18 protein-coding genes and 1 pseudogene are annotated in these 21,416 nt (G+C 63.9%); 3 read left to right on the top strand and 16 right to left on the bottom strand.

The annotated features are described in order from the left end of the window. Nucleotides 1–498 precede the first annotated feature (498 nt). The 12 genes from MUN85_RS06690 to aspS all read right to left on the bottom strand — a co-directional run bounded on the left by MUN85_RS06690 (nucleotide 499) and on the right by aspS (nucleotide 10,881). Complete coding sequence (locus tag MUN85_RS06690) at nucleotides 499–1,260, bottom strand: ABC transporter permease (protein ID WP_250505971.1); 762 nt, start codon at nucleotides 1,258–1,260, stop codon at nucleotides 499–501. Then, nucleotides 1,257–2,162 (bottom strand): ABC transporter ATP-binding protein, encoded by a 906-nt coding sequence (locus MUN85_RS06695; RefSeq protein WP_250505972.1) that lies wholly within the window; start codon nucleotides 2,160–2,162, stop codon nucleotides 1,257–1,259. The genes MUN85_RS06690 and MUN85_RS06695 overlap by 4 nt, the downstream gene beginning before the upstream one ends. 94 nt (nucleotides 2,163–2,256) lie before the next feature. Next, nucleotides 2,257–2,937: a lysophospholipid acyltransferase family protein gene (locus MUN85_RS06700; protein WP_250505973.1), complete on the bottom strand. Its 681-nt coding sequence runs from the start codon at nucleotides 2,935–2,937 to the stop codon at nucleotides 2,257–2,259. After that, entirely contained in the window at nucleotides 2,934–3,644 is a 711-nt protein-coding gene (cmk, locus tag MUN85_RS06705; protein ID WP_250505974.1) for a (d)CMP kinase, read from the bottom strand. The genes MUN85_RS06700 and cmk overlap by 4 nt, the downstream gene beginning before the upstream one ends. Beyond that, entirely contained in the window at nucleotides 3,641–4,729 is a 1,089-nt protein-coding gene (locus tag MUN85_RS06710) for a prephenate dehydrogenase (protein WP_250505975.1), read from the bottom strand. The genes cmk and MUN85_RS06710 overlap by 4 nt, the downstream gene beginning before the upstream one ends. Nucleotides 4,730–4,738: 9 nt before the next feature. Then, the gene (locus MUN85_RS06715; RefSeq protein ID WP_284500993.1) at nucleotides 4,739–5,479 is read right to left on the bottom strand and encodes a pseudouridine synthase; all 741 of its coding nucleotides are present in this window, start codon (nucleotides 5,477–5,479) and stop codon (nucleotides 4,739–4,741) included. Beyond that, entirely contained in the window at nucleotides 5,473–6,048 is a 576-nt protein-coding gene (scpB, locus tag MUN85_RS06720; RefSeq protein WP_250505977.1) for an SMC-Scp complex subunit ScpB, read from the bottom strand. The genes MUN85_RS06715 and scpB overlap by 7 nt, the downstream gene beginning before the upstream one ends. After that, nucleotides 6,035–6,847 (bottom strand): segregation and condensation protein A, encoded by an 813-nt coding sequence (locus MUN85_RS06725; protein ID WP_250505978.1) that lies wholly within the window; start codon nucleotides 6,845–6,847, stop codon nucleotides 6,035–6,037. The genes scpB and MUN85_RS06725 overlap by 14 nt, the downstream gene beginning before the upstream one ends. Continuing rightward, a complete protein-coding gene (locus tag MUN85_RS06730) occupies nucleotides 6,848–7,705 on the bottom strand; it encodes a ParA family protein (protein WP_250505979.1) in 858 nt (285 codons plus the stop codon). Between the two features lie 17 nt (nucleotides 7,706–7,722). After that, on the bottom strand, nucleotides 7,723–8,340 hold the full coding sequence (locus MUN85_RS06735; RefSeq protein WP_092561567.1) for an L-threonylcarbamoyladenylate synthase: 618 nt from the start codon (nucleotides 8,338–8,340) through the stop codon (nucleotides 7,723–7,725). Nucleotides 8,341–8,374: 34 nt separating this feature from the next. Continuing rightward, on the bottom strand, nucleotides 8,375–9,106 hold the full coding sequence (locus MUN85_RS12915) for a GNAT family N-acetyltransferase (protein ID WP_250505980.1): 732 nt from the start codon (nucleotides 9,104–9,106) through the stop codon (nucleotides 8,375–8,377). Continuing rightward, nucleotides 9,103–10,881 (bottom strand): aspartate--tRNA ligase, encoded by a 1,779-nt coding sequence (gene aspS, locus MUN85_RS06745; RefSeq protein ID WP_092561621.1) that lies wholly within the window; start codon nucleotides 10,879–10,881, stop codon nucleotides 9,103–9,105. The genes MUN85_RS12915 and aspS overlap by 4 nt, the downstream gene beginning before the upstream one ends. 87 nt (nucleotides 10,882–10,968) lie before the next feature. Here aspS and MUN85_RS06750 point away from each other — a divergent pair, with 87 nt between their 5' ends. Both MUN85_RS06750 and MUN85_RS06755 read left to right on the top strand, forming a co-directional pair. Beyond that, nucleotides 10,969–12,378, top strand: a complete 1,410-nt coding sequence (locus MUN85_RS06750) for an MFS transporter (RefSeq protein WP_250505981.1) — start codon at nucleotides 10,969–10,971, stop codon at nucleotides 12,376–12,378. Between the two features lie 158 nt (nucleotides 12,379–12,536). Next, nucleotides 12,537–14,255: pseudogene (locus tag MUN85_RS06755) on the top strand (DEAD/DEAH box helicase); the annotation flags it as partial. Between the two features lie 17 nt (nucleotides 14,256–14,272). Here the strand turns inward: MUN85_RS06755 and MUN85_RS06760 are convergent. From MUN85_RS06760 to MUN85_RS06775, 4 genes are read right to left on the bottom strand one after another with little or no spacing between them, the layout of a single operon-like run. After that, nucleotides 14,273–15,853: a GTPase gene (locus MUN85_RS06760; protein ID WP_250505982.1), complete on the bottom strand. Its 1,581-nt coding sequence runs from the start codon at nucleotides 15,851–15,853 to the stop codon at nucleotides 14,273–14,275. Next, nucleotides 15,853–17,607, bottom strand: a complete 1,755-nt coding sequence (locus tag MUN85_RS06765; RefSeq protein WP_250505983.1) for a dynamin family protein — start codon at nucleotides 17,605–17,607, stop codon at nucleotides 15,853–15,855. Before MUN85_RS06765 ends, MUN85_RS06760 begins: the two co-directional genes overlap by 1 nt. Beyond that, nucleotides 17,604–18,935, bottom strand: coding sequence for a histidine--tRNA ligase (gene hisS / locus MUN85_RS06770; RefSeq protein WP_250505984.1), 1,332 nt, complete (start codon nucleotides 18,933–18,935; stop codon nucleotides 17,604–17,606). The genes MUN85_RS06765 and hisS overlap by 4 nt, the downstream gene beginning before the upstream one ends. Before the next feature lie 45 nt (nucleotides 18,936–18,980). After that, nucleotides 18,981–19,709 carry an MBL fold metallo-hydrolase gene (locus MUN85_RS06775; RefSeq protein WP_250505985.1) on the bottom strand — a complete coding sequence of 243 codons (729 nt, stop codon included), beginning with the start codon at nucleotides 19,707–19,709 and terminating at the stop codon, nucleotides 18,981–18,983. 126 nt (nucleotides 19,710–19,835) lie between these two features. Here MUN85_RS06775 and MUN85_RS12740 point away from each other — a divergent pair, with 126 nt between their 5' ends. Next, a complete protein-coding gene (locus MUN85_RS12740) occupies nucleotides 19,836–21,407 on the top strand; it encodes a DUF349 domain-containing protein (RefSeq protein ID WP_431603550.1) in 1,572 nt (523 codons plus the stop codon). Nucleotides 21,408–21,416: the final 9 nt, after the last annotated feature.

Raw genomic sequence — 21,416 nt, forward strand, 5'->3', positions numbered from 1 at the left:
CCGGCTCGTCGAGGGCCAAATCGTCACGAACTGGAAACAAGCACTCGCCCAACTCGCAGCCGCCTACCCAGACCGTATCAACCCCTACTTGTAACCAATCAACTTACACAAAAAACTTGACAGGCCCCCGCGAATTTTTCTGCTGCTTCACTCACGGTTAGCCCTTGGTCCAGGATGGAACGCACGATGACGAGGTTCTTGTGGTTGCGCATACTCCGACCATGCCGAAGGTGTCAACGATGTCGCGAGACATCTGTCATGTGTCAGTGTGCTGTGGCTGTCAAGGATGTCGCGAGACAGCTGTCAAGTATCACCGGCCAGGCCCGCGCAGATTGGTGTCAACTATGTTCTGACACTGCACATGGTCGCCCCGGTAGCCAGCCGTACCGCGAAGACGATGCTAGCGAGTGCAAGGAGTACCCACGCCACCCACAACAGAAGTCCTTCCCACAGCCGTGCGGGATGGCCGGGCGGTGCCGGTTGTGGTCTCACGATCCCCTACTCCCATCGGAATAGCTTCGCTGCTATCGCGGATGCCACCAGAGCGATGGCTGCCATCATTGTAAGCTGCGCCCACACCGACCATCCCAGGCCGACGGTGTGAGCGGCCGCTGCAGGATCCCATGAAGCCAAGAGGTTCTGGACCCCCGGAGGCACGAAATCGCCGATAGTCATGACGATGTCCGGCAGCATGAAGCGAGGCAGAAAGACGCCGCCAAAGAACATGGTGAGCAAGAACAGCACCATCGAAATCCCGGTCGCTGACTGCGCCGTCGGGGTGACCGCCGCGCTAATCATGGCGACGCCGACAAGCGCAGCGAAACCCAAGACGAACGCGAGCATAAACGTCACCGGCTGCTGCGGAAGGCTCACATCGAGTACCAGCCAAGCCGCGGCGATAAGGATGACAGCCGACAGGACAACAAAGACGAAGGCGACGATGAGCTGAGCCACGAGCAGCATCGACGGATGAACGGGCGTCGTTCCTAGCCGCCGCAGAATACCGCGCTCTCGATAGGTCGCCACGACGATCGGCACGTGTTGAACGCCGATCGCGATCATCCCAATCACGAGTGCTGATGGAGCCCAGTGGTCAACGAAGCGCACCCCAGCAAATTCTGGTGACGGTTGACGCAGGATTGGAATCGAGCCCAACCCGAGCAGCAGCACGGTCGGAAACAGCAGTCCGTAGGCCACTGCTATGGGATCGCGCAGGAATAGTTTGGTTTCTGTCATGATGAGCTGCCGTAGTGCGGTCATGCGCCCTCCTTGGTCGTGAGGGCGAAGAAGGCGTCCTCGAGATTGGGCTCTTTGGTTCGGAGTTCTTCAGCGATGATTCCGTGCCTGGCTAGTTCACCGGCGGTGGTAGCTAGCAGATGTCCGGTGCCCGTGACGGTCCACATCCGATGCTCCACAGTGACGTCCTCGACGCCGGGCAGCGCCGCGATCGTGCTCGGATCGAGATCCTGGCCAAGCCGGAAATGGAGGGTCTGTGCGCCGCGCACTAGGTCGACGAGAGCTGCGGGGCTGCCCTGAGCAATGATCCGCCCGTCATCGATCATGGCGATCTCATCGCATAGGCGCTGTGCCTCGTCCATGAAATGGGTGACGAGAAGGATGGTGACGCCGGTATCCCTCACCCCTTCAATGAGCGACCAGGTTTCTCGCCGCGCCGAGGGATCAAGCCCGGTCGTCAATTCGTCGAGAATCGCGACCTTGGGATTGCCGATAAGAGCGAACGCAATCGACAATCGCTGCGCAAGGCCGCCCGAGAGCTTTGCGTAGGGCGTGGTGCGATGCGCCGCGAGATTGAACATGTCGAGCAGTTCGGCACTCGAGCGCGGATGGGGATAGAACGAGGCATATAGATCCAGAGCTTCGATCACGGTGAGGCGATCCGGGAGCGCGCTTTCTTGCAGTTGAACCCCGAGTAGCTGGCTAAGTCGCCGGTGCTGCGTAGCGGGGTTGAGACCGCAGACCCGGACGGTACCCGAATCTGGCGTGCGCAGGCCCGAAATGCACTCCACGGTGGTCGTCTTTCCGGCGCCGTTGGGCCCGATGATGCCGAAGATCTGGCCCGGGCTAACGGTCAGTGAGATATCGTCGACGGCCACCTTGGGGCCGTACGTTTTCCTGATGTTTTTCAGCTCGATTGCTGTCATACCTGACAGGCTAGAAATTCGAGCCGGCTTTCACATCCACGTTCTGGGTGCGCTCGCGGTTGATTGAGGTATCCCCCGTTTGGGGGATGGGGCGTTACATCTCCGGCAGGGCAATCCCGGTTCGTGCGGAGGCTTCCCGGATGTGCCGTGACATGACGTCGGCGATCTGGCTCATGGCCTCGGCGGTGGCGGCGCGCCCCTTGAGATCGGCGACGTCGACGGTCATCGGGGTGCCGAACTCGACGTAGAGCTTGGTTCGGGGCCGGGGCACGTGGGAGCGGGAATCACCTGGGCCGCGGGTGCCAAGGACCGCCGTCGGGATGATCGGTGCGCCCGAGCGCAGGGCGAGCCAGGCGACCCCGGCGTGGACGGCTGAGATATCGCCGCGCCCGCGGGTGCCTTCGGGAAAGATACCGACCAGGCGATCTTCCTCGAGCAGCGCCAGGGCGACCCGTAGGGCCGCGGATCCGGAGGATCGATCGACGGGAATCTGGCCCGAATACGTCATGAGGAAACCGAGAGCGGAGTCGAAAAACTCTTGCTTGACGATGAAATGGGAGCCGCGGGGCAGCGCCCCGTGCACGACCGGGCCGTCCATAATGCCGACGTGATTGGCGGCCACGATCGCGCGCGTGTGTTGGGGAATGTTCTCGGCGCCGACGACGGTCGTATTCCAGTAGATGTGATCAAGAAACCACCCGACCCGCCGAGACCACGTGGGGCCCCAGCGCCGGATGTCGCTCGGTTTGACCTGCTGGCCGCGTGCCCCGCTCATGATCGGGCGCGCTTGGCGCGTGCCTCATCGACGATGGCGGCGAGCGCGGCGAAGGTCTGATCGGGGGTGAGGTCGGATGAATCGACGGTGATGACGCCGTCGGCGGCCGTCGTGAAATTGGAGACTGTTGAATCATCGGCATCGCGGCGGATGACTTCGTCTCGCGTCGCGGCAAGGGAGGACTCATCATCGGAGCCGAGCCGCTGGCGGGCGCGCCGGGTAAGGCGGGCGTCTTCGGATGCGGTGAGCAAGATTCGCACATCGGCATCGGGGGCGACGACCGTCGTAATATCGCGCCCCTCGGCCACGATCCCCTTGCCTCCCGAGCGTCCGCCGTCGCGTTCGGCGGCGATCAATTCGCGCTGCCAGGCCTTCATCAGGGCCCGGACCTGTAAGTTCGTCGCGACCGCGGACACGATACGCGAGACGTCGGCCGAATACAGCGCCGCGCCTAGTTCGCTGCCTTCGAGCAGGACGCGCGGCCTGGCCGGGTCCATCACCATCTCGAGCGGCATGTTCTCAATCGCCGCGGCAACCGCGTCGTGATCGACCAGATCGAGGCGCTGGTTGCGCGCGTAGATCGTCGCCGCGCGGTACATCGCCCCCGTGTCGAGGTAGGACAGTGCGTAGCTGCGCGCGAGTCGTTTCGCGATCGTCGACTTTCCGACGCCTGAGGGTCCGTCGATCGCTATCACTAAGCCGGTCATCTCACGACACTCCAATCGAGGTTTTCCAAATGGGTGGCAAGGAACTCGCCAACGGTGGGCTCAACCGAGATGGTGGCAAGACCGACCTTCGCGCCGGCGGCGTGTTCCAGGCGCACGTCTTCGATGTTGATTCCGCCGCTGCCGATATCGGCGAATAGCCGCGCGAGTTCGCCGGGCTTGTCCGGCACGTAACACACGATCTCCTCGTAGGTGCGCTGCGCGCCGCCGTGTTTGCCCGGGATTCGTGCGACACCGGCGTTACCCGCTTCGATGGTGGAAGCGAGGGTGGCGACGGCAGCTGGCGGGTACAGCTCCGATTCACATTCAACCAGTGCCTCGATCACCGACCCGAGGGCGTCGTGGATGCCCCGCAAGTGCGAGAGGACGGGAGATGCGTTCACGCTGAGGATATTGGACCACAGCATCGGGTCAGACTTGGCGATCCGCGTCGTATCGCGCAGTCCCTGGCCCGCGAGCGACAGGGCGCCTTCCGGTACCTCGGCGAGGCAGGAAGCGAGCAGCGAACTGACGAGTTGGGGCACGTGGCTAACAGCCGCGACCGCGTCGTCGTGCTCGGCGGCGTTCATGACGATCGGCAAGGCGCCGACGTCGACGGCTAGGGTGGCCACGAGGTCTTGCGCCTCGCGTGAGGTGGCGGGGGTGGGCACCACGACCCACGGCCGCCCTTTGAAGAGGTCGCCGTCGGCGTTCGGTGCGCCCGAGCGTTCCTTGCCGGCCATCGGGTGTGAGCCGACGAACCGCTCGAGACCGCTCGGCGCAGCCGCGAGAATATCGTCGATGACGTAACTTTTGACGCTCGCGACATCGGTGACGATCGCCTTCGGGTATGCCACGAGTTCGCGCACGACGACTTCGGCGGTCACGTCCGGCGGGGTGGCGACGATGACGAGGTCAACGTCCGTATCGTTTTCCCCCGGTCGAGTAACTTCGCCCGCTCCGAGCCCGCAGGCGAGTGATAGCCCGAGGGGCGAGACGTCATCGAGCACCACTCGGTGCCCGAGGGAGGACAGGGCAAGGCCCAGTGAGGCTCCCAGCAGGCCCGCGCCCACGACACGAGCGGTCATGATCTGCTCCTAGAGTCCAACAGTGTGCATGAGCTCGGCGAGCTCCTTGCTGTTCAATGGCCGCGATTTGCCCGGGCGCATGTCGCCCAGGTCGATCGGCCCCACCGACGTGCGCACGAGACGCACCACGGGATAGCCGGCCTCTTCCAGCATGCGGCGCACGATGCGGTTGCGTCCCATGTGGATCGTGATCTGCACGAGACTCAGCTCGTCCTGGGACTCCATAAGGATGAACTTGTCCGCCTTGGCGAGCCCGTCTTCTAGCTCGATGCCCTTGCGCATGAGGTTCGGGATTCCTCGGTGCATCTTGCCTTTGACCGTCGCGACGTAGGTTTTTCGCACCTCGTAGGACGGATGTGTCAGCCGGTGGGCAAGCTCCCCGTCATTTGTTAGGAGAAGGAGGCCTTCGGTCGCAATGTCGAGGCGTCCCACGTGGTAGAGTCGCTGCCCGTAGTGACCGACGTACTCCCCTAGCGCCGGACGCCCCTCGGGATCATCCATCGTGGAGACGACGCCCTCGGGCTTATGGAATGCCACGGTTAAGTGCTCGTCGTTTTCGGTAAAAATGCGGCGATTATCGACGTGGATAATGTCGGTTGGTAGCGCCCGCGAACCGAGTTCACGCACCACGGTGCCATTGACTTTCACTCGGCCGGAAGCGATGAGTTTTTCGCACACGCGGCGCGATGCCACGCCTGCGTTCGCCATTACCTTTTGGAGGCGTTCGCCCTCTTGAGCCATCTCTACCATTCCTCTTCGCTTTCCAATTCCTCACCGTCGGGCAGATAGGGTGCAAGCGGCGGGAGATCCTGCACGCTATTTAACCCCATCTTTTCCAAAAAGTAGGTCGTCGTCTGATAGCGCATCGCGCCGCTGTCTTCGCTGCCGGCTTCCTCGATCAACCCACGCGCCAGCAGCGTACGGACGACGGAGTCGACGTTCACGCCTCGGATCGCACTGATTCGGCCGCGCGTGACCGGCTGCCGGTAGGCGATGACCGCGAGGGTCTCTAACGCCGCCTGCGTCAGGCGCGAGGTTTGCCCGGCGAGGACGACCTCCGCCACGATCCGCTGGTATTCCGGCGCGGAATAGATGCGCCACCCACCCGCGCGCTGCAGCAAGCGAAAGCCCCGTGGCCGTGAGCCGCCGACACCTTCATAGTCGCTGGCTAGCTCCTGAAGCAGCTCACCGATTTGGGCACCGGACACACCGACGGCGTCGGCGAGTGCCTCCTCCGTCAGCGGGGTCTCGGCGACCATGAGGATTGCTTCGAGCGCAGCTAGGTGATCGCGCGGATTAAGATCGTCAGTTCGCTGCATCGGTTGGGCCTTCCTCGTATTCGTCTCGCAGGTGAATCTCGGTGGACTCATCGCCCAAATAGACGACGGCGAGTTCGTCTTCGGGGTGTGCCTGGTCAAAGTCGAGGACCTCGTCGCGATACAGCTCGAGAAGGGCTAGGAACCTCGAGACGATGACCGCCGGCGACGAGGCATCCGCAACGAGAGCCCGAAACGTCAAGCGCGGTGAGCCTTTGAGACGCTGCAAGATCACCTGGGCCTGCTCTGCGACCGGGACGACCGGGTGGTGCAAATGGTCGACCCGTACCTGCGGTTCGCTCGTATCTCGGCTAAACGCCGCTGCGGCGATCGCTGCGAGTTCGTTCGGTCCAATCGACCAAATGAGCTCGGGCAAAAGCTGTGCGAATTGAGGTTCCAACGGCACTAGGCGCGGATGCGCGGCGGACGCTTGCCGCAGCCGGTCCTCAAACTCGGCGGCCACCTCTTTGAATGCGCGGTATTGCAGGAGGCGAGCAAACAGAAGATCGCGTGCCTCAAGCAGCTCGAGGTCCTCCTCATCGCTCTCGGCGCTGCGCGGCAGCAGGCGCAGTGCCTTCAGGTCGAGCAGCGTCGCGGCAATGACGAGGAACTGGCTCGCCTGAGATAGGTCCCATTCTTCGCCGGAGGAAAATGCGTACGCGAGAAACTCGTCCGTCACCTGCGCGAGGGCTACCTCAGTCACATCCAACTGATGTTTGGATATCAGTTGGAGGAGCAGATCGAACGGACCGGAAAAGACGTCCAGCTCGACGGAAAACCCTTCCGACGGTGCTGCGGACATTTAGGCAGCGGCCCCGCGCGCAATGAGTTCGCGCGCTAAGCGGCGATAGAGCTGGGCGCCCGCATGCTTCGGCGCGTAGCTGGTGATGGGCTCGGTAGCGACCGTGGCGTCGGGGAATTTGACCGTACGCGTGATCTTCGTATCGAAGAGACGGTCGCCGAAGGCCTCGCCGACCCGCTCGATCACTTCGCGCGCGTGCAGGGTACGCATGTCGACCATCGTCGCGACGATGCCATCGACCTTCAGCTTCGGGTTGAGTCGGCTGCGGACCTTATCGATTGTCTCCACGAGCAGGGCAACGCCGCGCAGGGCAAAGAACTCAGCCTCGAGCGGGATGAGGACGCCGTGGGCGGCGGTCAGCGCGTTGACGGTCAGCAACCCGAGCGAGGGTTGGCAGTCGATGATGATGACGTCGTAGTCGTCCATCACCGGATACAGCACGCGCATGAGGGCTTGCTCGCGTGCGACTTCGTTTACCAGCTGTACTTCGGCTGCCGACAAATCGATGTTCGCGGGCACGAGATCGAGACCAGGGGTTGAGGTCTGGTGGATGATGCGCCGAACGTCCGGCTCCGCCGCCATGAGGTGGGTGTAGATCGTTTCATCAAGCTCGTGGGCGTTGATGCCAAGGCCGGCGCTGGCCGCCCCTTGCGGATCGAAGTCAACGATCAGGACCTTGCGGCCGTACTCGGCCAGTGCGGCGCCCAGGTTGATCGTTGTCGTTGTTTTCCCTACCCCGCCCTTTTGATTACACATGGCAATGACGCGGGCCGGACCGTGGCCAGAAAGTGGCTCAGGAATGGGAAAGCCCTCTTCGTCGGCCGGGTCCGGGATCAACTTCGGTTGGTTCAACGTCACGTCCCTAGGGTAGTCGATTATGATCCGTACAACTCTCCGGCGCCTTGGCGCAGGATCTCTGGTGCCCCACTTGTCAGGTCGACGACCGTTGTGGGTTCGGGCAGCGTGACCGGCCCCTCGACGACGACATCGAGAAGATGGCCGTACCGGTCTTGGATTTCCCATCCTTCGTTCATGGGCTCCTCCTCCCCCGGCGGAATCAGGGTGGAGGACAAGATGGGTTCACCGTGCGCCTTGAGGATTTCCTGGGTGATGGCGTGATCGGGAATCCGCGCGCCAACGGTGTTCTTCTTCGGGTTCAAGGTCATGCGCGGAACTTCCTTGGTTCCCTTCAAGATGAAGGTGAAGGGACCAGGGGTGAGCTGCTTAATCAGTCGGAAGGCCGGATTATCGACGATCACGAGCGGGCCGAGCTGCGCAAAATCCGCGCACATGAGGGTGAAATGGTGTTTTTTGTTCAGCTGACGGATCGTGCGGATGCGATCGAGCCCTTCCTTGTTCGCAAGCGAACAGCCAAGGGCGTACCCGGAGTCCGTGGGGTACGCGACGACACCACCCGCTGCGAGCGTCTCAGCTACCTGGTTGACCAGGCGTTGTTGCGGGTTAACGGGATGAATGTCGAGATAACGGGCCATGGTCTCAGTTTACTGCCGGGCCGCGCATTCGACGTCACATCCGCCGCCAACCGCGAATTGCGTGCTCTTCGCGATAGCCAAGACGTCGATAGATGCGCAGCGCGGGTTCGTTGCTTTTCCACACGCCGCATTGGACGACCGCGCCGCGCGTCAGCCCGTAGTTTGTCAGCGTCGCCATCATGGCTGCCGCGATCCCCTGCCGGCGGTAGGCCGGATCGACGCCGAGGGCAGACAGCGAGATTCCGGCCTCGCCGCCTACGAGATGCTCGGGCAGGTCCTGGACTGCGACGATGCCCGCAATGACGCCGTCGGGGGCTTCGTAACCCCACCACTGATAGGCGGGGTCGTCGCTTTGGACGTGCGTGTCGGGATTGCAGCGAGATTGCGCATCGCGAATTTCTTCCGGGCTCAGCGTAAGAGGCGCAACCCGCTCTTGTCCGGCCTGGTGCGCGATCGGAGTACGGCACGCCATCCACCACCAGTCACCGATGGGGAGAAAACCGGCTGCGCGCAGGACCTCATCATCGGCGTGATCCTCCCGAGCTTCAGCCATTACGAAGTGGACGTCCTCGGGCAGGTAGGACTCGATGAGTTCGGGTGAACGCTCACCTACGACGAGGACATCGCCTCGCTCTGGGTCCGTGGGAAGCAAGATGAACGATGGCGTTGGGCCGTCCAGAGAGAAGACTCGGTGGCCGGCCCAACGCGTCGTTGCCTCAGCAATGTTTGGCCAGTGTGCTGCGGCCTCCTCATACGAGGAGATCACTCCTTGTCCGCCTCGGCGTCCTCGGGGCTGGCATCAACACCGGCTTCCTTGCGTTGTTCGGCCGTGATCGGCGCCGGAGCCTGCGTCAGCGGATCGAAACCGCCGCCAGACTTCGGGAATGCGATGACATCGCGAATCGAAGGCGCCTTGGCAAGCAACATGACAATTCGGTCCCAGCCGAAGGCGATTCCGCCGTGCGGGGGCGCACCGAACTTGAAGGCGTCGAGCAGGAAGCCGAACTTCTCTTGAGCTTCTTCCGGTCCAATACCCATGACCTTGAAGACGCGTTCCTGCACGTCTCGACGGTGGATACGAATCGAACCGCCACCGATCTCGTTGCCGTTGCACACGATGTCATAGGCGTAAGCCAGCGCGTTGCCTGGATCCTCTTCGAAGCGGTCAATCCATTCGGGGTTGGGAGAGGTGAAGGCGTGGTGGACGGCGGTCCAGGCCGAATGGCCGAGATCCACGTCATCGTCCTGACCGGCAGGCTTGAACAGGGGTGCATCCACAACCCATACGAAGGACCATGCGTCGTCATCGATGAGGTTGCAGCGCTTGCCGATCTCCAGGCGTGCGGCCCCGAGCAGCGCCCGGGAGGAGTCCACCGCGCCGGCTGCGAAGAAGATCGCGTCGCCTGGTTCGGCTCCGGCGGCTGCCGCAAGACCATCGCGCTCCGCATCGGAGATGTTCTTGGCAACCGGGCCGCCAAGGGTGCCATCTTCTTGGACCGTGACATATGCAAGGCCACGGGCACCGCGCTGCTTTGCCCATTCCTGCCACGCATCGAACTGGCGTCGGGGCTGCGAAGCGCCGCCCGGCATCACGACAGCACCGACATAGGGGTTCTGGAAGACCCGGAACGGCGTGTCCTTGAAGTAGTCGGTCAGGTCAACGAGTTCGAGGTCGAAGCGCAGGTCCGGCTTATCGGTGCCGTACTTTTCCATCGCCTCGGCGTACGTCATGCGCGGGATCGGGGTCGACAGGTCGTAATCAACGAGCTTCCACACGGCCTTCAGGACGTCCTCGGCAACGGCGATGACATCGTCTTGTTCGACGAAGCTCATTTCGATATCGAGCTGGGTGAACTCCGGCTGCCGGTCGGCTCGGAAGTCCTCATCGCGGTAACAGCGCGCGATCTGGTAGTAGCGCTCCATGCCGCCAACCATCAGAAGCTGCTTGAACAGCTGCGGGGACTGCGGCAGTGCGTACCAGGAGCCGGGTGATAGCCGCGCCGGGACGAGAAAGTCGCGGGCGCCTTCGGGCGTCGAGCGAGTCAGCGTCGGAGTCTCAATCTCGACGAACTCGTGCTCATCGAGGACCTTGCGAGCGGCGCGCGAGACGTCGGAGCGCAACCGGATCGCCTTCTGGGCGCTGGAACGGCGCAGATCGATGTAGCGGTACTTCAGGCGTGCTTCTTCTCCGACCTGGCCGGCGTCCTCGGCGTGATCGGAGATCTGGAAGGGCAGGGCTGCACACGGATTGAGGACTTCCACGTCCTCTGCGATGACCTCGATGGCGCCGGTTGGCAGCGTATCGTTCTCGTTGCCCTCGGGCCGCCGGTTCACGGTTCCGGTGATCTTCAAGACGAATTCGCTGCGGAGCTGGTGGGCGACGTCCTCGCGAACGACCACCTGGCAAATCCCCGAGGCGTCGCGCAGGTCGATAAAAGCGACCCCGCCGTGATCGCGGCGACGGTCCACCCAGCCGGCGAGGGTAACGGTCTGATCAATATGTTCTTCGCGCAGGTCCCCTGCGCGGTGTGTGCGGAGCATGGTGCATCCTTCCCTAATCGGTGTGCGAACCGCGAAACGGGCGGTCGCGCGCTTGAGTCTACCGCTGATGCGGGCGACAATCGGCTGGTGACAGACATCAAGCCGCATTCCGAGAGCGATGCGTTTCTTCGCCGCTTACTGTGGCTTTCGGTCACCCTGATCACCGTGGGGGCCTTCGAAGCGCTGGCATTAACGACCGTTATGCCGCGCGTTGCCGAAGCCCTCAACGGCGATCACCTCTACGCCATCGCCATGGGAGCGCCGCTGGCCACCCACGTGATTTCTACTACGTTCGGGGGCAAGTGGGTCGACGCCCGCGGTCCCTTCCTTCCCACGATCACCGGCTGTGCACTTGCGGCCTCGGGACTCGTCATCGCTGGCCTCGCTAATCACATGGCAGTCGTCGCGATCGGGCGTGCCGTGATGGGGCTGGGCACCGGCATGCTCATGGTCTCGCTCTACGCCATGGTGGGCTCACTCGTGCCCACGGCGAAGCAGCCGATGTTCTTCGCGGTCTTTGCTGCTGCCTGGGTTGTGCCCTCGATGTTTGGCCCCTACTTCGCGGGCCTCATCGCGGAGAAATACTCCTGGCGAGTCGTATTCCTTGCTGTCGTTCCCATCCTCGTGCTCGCGATCCTCGCGATGATCCCGATCCTGAAGCCACTGCCGCGTAAGCACGAGAGCGTCTGGAAGGATCACGGCGCTTACCGCCTTGTGCTCATCGCCACCGGAGCGGGTGGCGGTGCTGCTCTCATGCAGGTGGTGGTCGCGCGGCGCTCGATCCTCGCAGCGATCCTGTTTCTCATCCTTGCTGCGGGCGTCTTCTACCTGTTGCGCCAGCTCCTGCCGGCCGGTTCTCTCACCGCACACAAAGACCAGGTTGGCGCGGCAATCGCGACCCGCATGTGGATCAATGCGCCGATCGTGGCTACTGAGTCCTTCCTGCCGCTCATGCTGGTCAAGATTCATGGCTGGGAGGTCAGTAGTGCGGGCATCATTTTGACCATCGGTGGAATTTCCTGGGCTATCGGATCATTCGTCCAGGGCAAGATCGCCGATCCTGAGCTCCGTCATCGGTTGCCGATAATCGGCGGAGGCCTCGCCACGATCGGCATCCTGGTCGCAGCGTTTTCCGCCCTGCCGTTCGCTCCCCCATTGCTGACCGCACTGGGATGGTTGCTCGCGGGCGCGGGCATTGGTCTGACGCTTCCTGCCATGAGCGTTGTCGCCCTCGGCAAGACTCCGCAGCATGAGCACGGTCAGATCTCGGCGTCCCTGCAGATTGTCGACGGTATCGGCGCTGCCCTGGCCATCGGTGTCGTCGGGTTCTTCCAGATGGTGCCCTACATCGTCGGTAACGGAAAGTTGGATGGCAATCCCTTCGTTCCGGGGCTTATCTTCATGGCCTTGCTGGCCGCGTTCTCGACGTTCACTGCGACTCGTGTGCCCAAGCTCACCGCCTCGGACAACATTGGTTCCGCAGCGCGGGCAGACTAACGCGATAGGGTGGACGGGCCCCGCTGGAGAGTCCGCGGGTGACATTTTCTGAGCGCGCACCCCGAGCCTGGTTTCTCTGTTAGGCCATTGGTGCTCCTGATCGGGTCAGCTACTCCCGACAGCCGCTTAGCACCGATGGGATTGATCATTTCATGACAACTTTTGCTGACCTTGGCCTGCCCGAGGAGCTCCTCGACACCGTCACGGACCTAGGATTTACCACCCCAACCGATATCCAGCGCGAGGCCATCGGCCCGCTCCTTAGCGGCCGAGATGTCGTCGGTATTGCGCAAACCGGCACCGGCAAGACTGCCGCTTTTGGCCTTCCCCTGCTTGCTCGCATCGATCCCGATGCCTCCCAGGTTCAGGCCCTCGTGTTGTGCCCGACGCGTGAGCTTGCGCTGCAGGGCGCCGAAGCTATCAAGACCTTCGCCTCCCGACTACCCGAGATCACGATCGCGGCCGTCTACGGTGGCGCCGCCTACCAGCCGCAGATGAAGGCGCTCAAGCGCGGCGCCCAGGTCGTTGTCGGGACCCCGGGCCGCATCATGGACCTCATGGAAAAGGGCGCTCTTGACCTTTCCCACGTGCACGTCCTGGTGCTGGATGAGGCCGACGAGATGCTGCGCATGGGCTTTGCCGAAGACGTCGAGCAGATCGCCAGCCAGTGCCCGAAAGAGCGCACCACGGCCCTGTTCTCCGCGACCATGCCGCCGGTGATCGCCAAGGTCGCTAAGCAGCACCTGTCCGATCCTGTCCGCCTCGAAGTCACGAGGCAGGCGTCCACCGTCGATACGGTGACTCAGGAGTACGCCGTCGTTCCTTTCCGCCACAAGAATGGTGCGCTGGCTCGAGTCCTGGCCACGACGAGCGCCGATGCGGCCATCGTCTTTGTGCGTACCCGCGCCACCGCTGAAGAGGTGACCGCCGACCTGACCGGGCGCGGTATCGCCGCGGCCGCGCTGTCCTCCGACGTGCCCCAAAAGGAGCGGGAGCGGCTCGTGGAGCGCCTGCGCGGCGGCTCGCTCAACGTCATTGTCGCGACCGACGTTGCGGCCCGCGGCCTCGATGTTGAACGCATTGGGCTCGTCGTCAACTTCGACGTACCGCGAGAAGGCGAGGCCTACGTCCACCGCATTGGCCGGACCGGCCGCGCCGGGCGTTCCGGGCGTGCACTGACCTTCTTTACCCCGAAGGAAAAGCACCGCCTGCGCCAGATCGAGCGCCTGACCGGCTCCGAACTGACCGAGATCCGGATTCCGAGCCCGAAGGACGTCTCGCACCATCGCGTCACCCAGCTGCTCTCCGAGGTTCCTGCCCGTATCGAGGCCGGCCGACTAGAGCTCTACCGCGAGGCCATCGCCGAATCCGGTATCGACGTCACCGACCTCGCGGCCGCGCTGCTCGCGCTCGCGGTCAAGGACAACGGGCCGTCGAGCGACGATTCGGAACAGATTTCCAGCGTCGACTTCGATGACCCGCGCAGCGGCCAGGGCCGCGGGCAAGGACGCGTCCGTGTTCCGGCCGGCGGCACGCGCTACCGCGTGGAGGTCGGGCACAAGGACCACGTGCTCCCGGGCGCGATTGTCGGCGCCATCACGGGCGAGGCAGGCCTGAAGGGAACCGACGTCGGCAAGATCGATATCTTCCCCACCTTCTCCCTCGTCGATATCCTCGTCGACCTCGATGCTGAAACGCTGCGCACGATCGGCCGCGCCCAAGTCCAGGGCCGAGCACTAAAGATCCGTCCCGATCGCGGGCCGCGCGGCGGCAAGCGCACCGACCGCAAGCCGGCCGGCGGGTTTGCTCGCACGGGCTATAAGGGCAAGAAGCGCCGTGAAGAGGCCGGGCACTGGGACAAGCCCAAGCGCAAAGGCTACGGACGCAAGAGCTTCTAGCGCGTGCCTGCCGCGCGTCTGGCCGCGTCGACGAAGAAGGAGTAATCCTCCAACTGTTCGCGTACCGGCTGGATGAGTTGGCGCTCGATTCGTGAATCGACGGCCGTCATGACCCGGGAACGGGTGATGGCGGCCCGTCGCTTTGCGCCGGCGCGCGCCGTCAATCGCCCGATGAGAGCAAGCAGGAGGCCGATGGCAAGGCCTGCCAGCAGGATGAGCGTTGGGACTGAGATGCCGCGCCACGTCGGAGCCGAAAGGTCGAACTGGAGGTAGGAGGCGACCGCGATCGCCGCGAGCCAGCCGCCGCCCACGAGGACCGCGATCGCTGCCAGGACCTGGATGATGCTCGCGAGCGTCCACCAGCGGGCGGGGGCAAGCGGCAGCTCGACCCGCGCGAGGGCTTCATCCAGGCTGTCGGTCAGCGCCGGAATGCGAGCCTGGGTATCGGCGACGAGCTCATTGCGCCACCTATCGGGCAGATTCTTCGCCGAACCCAAGACGAACTCATGCGCGCTGGAGCGCACGTTGGCGGCCTGCACCGCCGTCGGGGCGGGAAGCGAGGTGGTTGGCACGATCGCTTCGCGCTCGATCCGATCCTTGCGTCCAGCCGCGAGGTGGAGTTTTGCCAGCGGGTCGGGCCGGAGGCGAGCAACCCAGCGCACGAACGGCCACCCCACATGCTGAGTGCTGCGGCGCTGATAGGAACGCGCCACGGCCGAGGCGAGCGCGTCCATCCCGGCGGCCTTCGCAGCGGCGGTCACGAGCGGCTGGGTCGGCGCGAGCGAGGTCTCGGAGGAATCGACCTCCGCCAGCAGGCGCTTGGCCACGTGAGTGATCTCGGAGCGGGACTTTGCGCGCACCGCTTCCTGCCGGGAGGCAATGCCTTCGAGGGTTTCGCGCAGCTGGGTGACGCCCGCTCCTGTCTTCGCGGATGTCGTCACGACCTCGACCTTCGACAGCCCGTCGGCGGCGAGCAGGCGCTTGACGTCGGCGACGACGCCGGGCACATCAGCGGGCGCGATCTGGTCGATCTGGTTCAGGACGATGACCGTGACGTCCGCGTGGCGTGCCAAAGGCGCGAGGAAGTCGTGATGGACGACGGCGTCGGCGTATTTTTGCGGGTCCATGACCCACACGAGGACGTCGACGACCTTGGCCATCTTCTCGCTGAGCTCGCGGTGGTGACGTTCGACGGAGTCGATGTCCGGCAGGTCGACGAGAACGAGATCCTTGCTGAGGACTTCGCTCGTCGCGCGTTGGGAGAACTCGAGCCAGTCCAGCAGCGCCGTGGTCTCGGCATCGATGGCGCGCGCGAGGGCCAGCGGTTCGGTGGTTGTTGGCCGGGTGTGGGCCACGCGCGCGAAGGATGTCTTCGTCAGCGCATTCAGGAGCGAGGATTTTCCGGAGCCCGTCGTTCCGAACAGGGAGGCGACGGTCCTCGTCGTATCGACGCTGCCGCGCGCCGAGACGTTGGAGACGACCTCCCGGCCGGCTTCGATCACGGCCGGGTCGAACCTACCGTCGGCGAGGTCGAGGGCACGGGTCAGGTGATTGAGGTGCTCGGCGATGGTGGCCATCAGGCGGTCAGCCCTTCTGCTTTGCGGGCGCGTGACAGGTCGATCAAGGCATCGTGCAGGGTATCGGGCGCTGCGGGATCGAGCCCCAGGTCGGTCAGCGGCGACCGGTAGGCCTGGGCATGCCAGGCCAACAGTTCGCCCGCGCGTTCCTCCAGGTTCTTGCGCGCATTGCGAGCCATCTTGCGGACGGCCTCATCGCCGAAGACCGCTTCCAAGAGTTTTTGTCCGACGACGGCGGTGCCGCCGGCAGCGGCGACCTCCATGCCGGTAATCACGCCACCGGTGGAAGCCAGGATCACGAGCATGAGCGCGATCCCGAGGGTGTTGACGCCGAGCGACATCGTGCGAGCGGAGAAGCGTCGATCCTCGCCTTCACTTCGGACCATCTCGAGAACGTCGCGTTGCCAGGCCCGAACCGTCTGCGCTGCACGGTCATCGAGCTCGCTTCGCGGTGGCAGGTTGATGTGGGCGCGCATGAGGAGTTCGCGGGCGGCGGGCTCGCGCTGCCAGGCGTAGTCGACCTCGCTGCCGGCACGCGAGGCTTCGGCGGCCAGCAGGGTGAATAGCCCGGTTTCGATCGCTTCTTCGACCTCGGCTTCGGGCGCGGGCTTGCCCTTGAAAAACGCCCCGAGCCGGTCCCGCATCCGCCCGACGGCCGCTTCGATCGATCGGATGAAGTCCCCGGTGCCGACGAACTCCTGCCAGCGCGCGAGCACCTCGCCACGCAGCATCGAGCCATCCTTCGTGGCCTCGGTGATCCGCGAGTGTGCGTCCGCATAGGAGTCGTCGACGCGGCGCGCAAGGTCCGTATAAAACGAGATCGTGTCGCGCGAGGCATCGATCGCATCAGCGCCGGTACGAACGAGCTCGTCGAGCGCGCCGGCCAGCGTCGTGCGTGCGACCATGGCTCGCGTCGCTGCGTTATCCGTCAAGCCCTTCAGCCATCCGACGATTGGCTCGATCGATTCCACGGGGATGCGTCCCGTGTCGGTAATGTTCTGCTCGCCGATAGTAAAGACGGGTGCCTGCGCCAAGCCGGCCTCGGTGAGCCGACGGGTCAGGTCGGAGCGGACTTCGTAGGCCGCCCCCGACGGAACACGATTCAACACGACGGCGACGACGACCTTGCGTCGCGCAGCCTCGCTCAAGAACTCCCACGGTGCCGCATCGGCGTAGCGTGCCGCGGTGGTGGTGAAGATCCACAGATCGGCCGCGGCCAGGAGCTGGCGGGCGAGCGCGCGGTTCTTTTCTTCTACCGAGTCGATATCGGGCGCATCGAGGAGCGCAAGTCCCGGCGGGACGCGCCGCGTCGCGCGGATCTCGACTTCGCTGGTGCTGCCCTCTTCCACGGGCGACATGCGCTCATCGATGCCGCGTCGCACGCGAGCCAGATCCGGCAGGATCCGCGAGCCTTCAAACCACGAGGTGTCATCGGGGTGGTGAATGAGCACGGGCCGGCGCGTCGTCGGCCGGATCGCCGAGGTGTGGGAGACATTCGTGCCAAGCAGCGAGTTGACGAGCGTGGACTTCCCCGCGCCGGTCGAACCACCTACGACCGCGAGCAGCGGCGCATCCAGGGCCTCGTAGCGCGGGATGAGGTAGTCATCGAGCTGAGTCATCGCCTGGCGGCTCAGCGCCTTGCCGCGCTGCGCGTCGCGGAGCTCAAACGGAAACTGCAGGCCCGCAAAGCTCGTGCGGACCTTCCTCAGGGCATCCCCGACGTGACGGGCGGGCGCAGCCGCGTGATCGGTCACGATGACATGTCTCCTTGTCGCCAGCGGGCCACGGGGTATAGGTCCTTATCCGGGGCCTGCCAGGAGCGCGGATCAGCCTCGACCTGCTCGCCACTTCGAATGTCCTTGACCTGATTGTCGCCCGGGAACCAGACGAAGGGAATTCCAAGCCGGTTGGCGTGGCGGATCTGCTTGCCGAATTTCGCTGCCGTTGGGGCAACATCGGCCGCAATGCCTCGCGCGCGGAGCTGAGCTGCGATCTCATTGGAGGCGTGGCGCTCGCTTTCGCTCGTCACGGCCACGAGCACGACCGTTGCGACCGGCCGCCCCACTTCGGCGCTCGCCAGGAGCCGCGAGAGCAACCGGGTGACGCCGATGGAGATACCAACACCCGGGAAACTGCGCTTTCCGACGGTTGCGAGCGAATCGTAGCGTCCCCCGCCACCGATGGATCCGAGGTCTTCATGGCCGACGAGCAGCGTCTCGTAGACGGAGCCGGTGTAGTAGTCCAGGCCGCGCGCGATCTTCAGCACCGCGCGGATCGCGCCGGGCCGGGTCGCCTGCGCTTCGGTGAGCAAATCCCCCAGCTCACTCAGGCCCACCTCGAGTAGCTCGGTCGACACGTCGAGCGCACGCACCTGCTCGATGACTTCCGTGGCGTCCTCACCGGAAATCCGCGCGAGGTCGAGCGCCGCTTCGGCCTGCTGCGTACTCAGCCCGCCATCGTCGACGAGAATCCGTGCGACCCCCTCCTCGCCGATCTTGTCGAGCTTGTCGACCGCGCGCAGCGTGCCGGCAACATCGACGATCTGCAGGCCCTCGTAGAAGCCTTCGCACACCTTGCGGTTGTTGACCTGAATGATCGTTTGGCCGATATCGAGGCTTTCAAGCGCTTCAGCCATAACGAGCGGGAGATCAACCTCGTAGTGGAATGGCAGCGTGTCCTGGCCGACGACATCGATATCGGCTTGGACAAATTCCCGGAACCGGCCCTCCTGGGGCCGCTCGCCGCGCCAGACCTTTTGGATCTGATAGCGCTTGAAGGGAAAGACCAGATGCCCGGAATTCTCGACGACAAAACGTGCGAATGGCACCGTCAAATCGAAATGGAGCCCCAGCTGCGCGTCACTGCTATCGCTCTTCACATCGTGGATCCGCGACAGTGCGTAGACCTCCTTGGACGTCTCGCCCTTTTTCGCCAGCGTCTCCAGCTTTTCGACGGCCCGAGTTTCCAGCGGGCTAAAACCATGGAGCTCGAACGTGCGTCGCAAAGAATCGAGCATCTGAAGCTCGGCGAAACGTTCGTGAGGTAGGAGTTCAGGGAACCCAGAAATCGAGGAGCGAACCATGGCTCCTATTGTTTCACGCTCCGGCCCCCGGTTCGAACTACTCGCCTAACGCGCACCGAATTGCAGGAATGGGTTTGTTGCCTTTTCATGCGCCATTGTTGTGGCGGGGCCGTGACCGGGAAGAATCATCGTCTCGGGATAAATGACGGTCGCCAAGGTCCTCAGCGAGGATTTCATCTCCTCATCATCGCCACCCGGAAGATCGGTGCGGCCCATCGAGCCCGCAAAGATCACATCACCGCCGAGCATGACGAGGCGCACGCCCGAATCGCTTTGCTCGCCGACGTTACCAAAGCTCGGGAGCTCCGCGTCTGCGGTTGCCTGGGCGAGGAAGACAGTGGAGCCCTCGGTGTGACCGGGCGCGGGAATACCCCGAATGACGATGCCCGGAGCAATCGGCGCGCCCTCGCCTTGGCAAACCTCAGGGGCCAGCTCAACGAGGTTCGTCGGGGCCGAGAGCGGATAACCAGCTAAGGCTTCAAAAGCGAACTCCGGCGGCAGGCCGAAGTTTGGGGTGGAAAAGCGGTAGCGATCGGGCGAGGGCACGATGACGGGTTGCTCCCCCGCAACTGCTGCCGCATCCCACATGTGATCCGGATGCGCGTGGGTAAGCAGAACCGCCGCGACGGATCCATCGTGCTCGGCGAGCCACTGCCCGACAGGTTCGGAAGTCAGAGCACCGGGGTCGACGACGACAGCAGATTTCGATTCAGGATCGAAAAGAATGTAACAATTAGCGGCCAGCACGGGAGAAACGAAGCGACGAATGATCACGATTCGATTATATCGAGCCACTCATGAGGAAAGGTGATCTGCAAGACACTAGAGTGGTGATGTACTGTGCGCATCGATTACGCGCGCCCTCGCGAGTCCCATGCGGTATCGCAACCACGAAAAGGAGTGAGTCCGTTGACCGAAGAGCAGCAGAATCCCGAACAGGTTCCCGCTCACGAAGGTAGCCGGGAGACCGAAGCACCTACCGAGGCTCCTCCAGCCGACGCATCACCTGAGGCCGAGCCGGCCCCGGCGGCTGTGGCTCCCGAGCCGCCGAAAGAAGAAGAAACTCCTTCGCAGGACGCCACCGAGACGGCCCCCGCGGCTCCGATGCCGGCGCCGCCTGCTGCAGCTCCCGTTCCAAGCCCGACTCCGCCGCCCGCAGCGCCAGTGGTGCCGCCGCCATCGGCCGCTCCCCTCACCGCCCCGACGGGTGTCCCGCAGGTGACGGTTGCCGCGCCGAGTCTGGATGCTGACCAGGCCGGAGAATACGGCCGGGTCGACGAGGAGGGCAACGTCTGGGTACGAGAGAATGCCGGCGAACGCTCGGTCGGACAGTTCCCCGATGCCTCCCCGCAAGAGGCCCTCGCGTTCTACGTTCAGCGCTACCTGGATCTCGATGCCGAAGTTCGGCTAGCCGAAGCGCGCCTGCCCCACTTGAATGCCCGTGAGGTCGATACGACGCTGACGTCCCTGAAGGAACAGGTGGCGGCACCTGCAGCCGTTGGTGATCTCGATGGACTTCGCGCCCGCGTCCAGGCGCTGGAGACCGCAGGCGCAGAACGCAAGAAGCAGGCGGCAGCTGAACGCGAAGCGGCTAAGAAGGCAGCGGTCGAGCAGCGCGAAGCGATCGTCGCCCGGGCGGAGAAGATCGCGAATCGCGATCCCCAAAAGACGCAGTGGCGGCAGTCCGGCCAGCAGATCCGTGACCTGCTCGGGGAATGGAAAGAGGCGCAACGCCGTGGCCCGCGTCTTGACCGACCGACGGAGGATGCCCTGTGGAAGCGCTTCTCGCACGCCCGCACCACCTTTGACCGGCATCGCCGGCAGTTTTTCTCTGGGCTCGATGCCAAGCAAAAGGAATCCAAGGCAAAGAAGGAAGAGCTCATTGAGCGCGCCACCCAGATGTCCGATTCCACGGATTGGGGACGCACGACGATTGCCTACCGCGATCTGCTTGAAGAATGGAAGGCTGCGGGACGCACCAATCGCAAGGATGATGACGAGCTCTGGAAGCGTTTCCGCGCGGCCCAGCAGGTCTTCTTCGATGCACGCAACGCCTCGAATGCGCAGGCCGATCAAGAGCAGCAGGAAAACCTCGTGAAGAAGCGCGAGCTGTGTGAACAGGCGGAAGCGCTCCTGCCGATCACCGATCCCAAGCGCGCCCGTTCCGCACTGCGTCCCATCCAGGACGCCTGGGAGCAGATTGGTTTCGTGCCGCGCAACGCGATGAACGAGGTCGAAGGCCGGATGCGGAAGGTCGAGGATGCGATCCGGGAAGCCGAGCAGGAGCAGTGGCGCGCCACCGATCCGGAAGTGACGGCTCGCAAGAGCGCGCTCGCCACCCAGATCGAAGATGCCCTTGCCACGCTCGATGACAAGATCGCTCGCGCCAAGGAATCCAACGATTCTGCCAAGGTCGCCAAGTTGGAGGAAGAGCGCGCCGCCAAACAGGCCTGGCTCGACACCATCAGCTAGTTATACCTA

It is taken from the genome of Bowdeniella massiliensis, from assembly GCF_023634005.1.
Taxonomy (GTDB): domain Bacteria; phylum Actinomycetota; class Actinomycetes; order Actinomycetales; family Actinomycetaceae; genus Bowdeniella; species Bowdeniella massiliensis.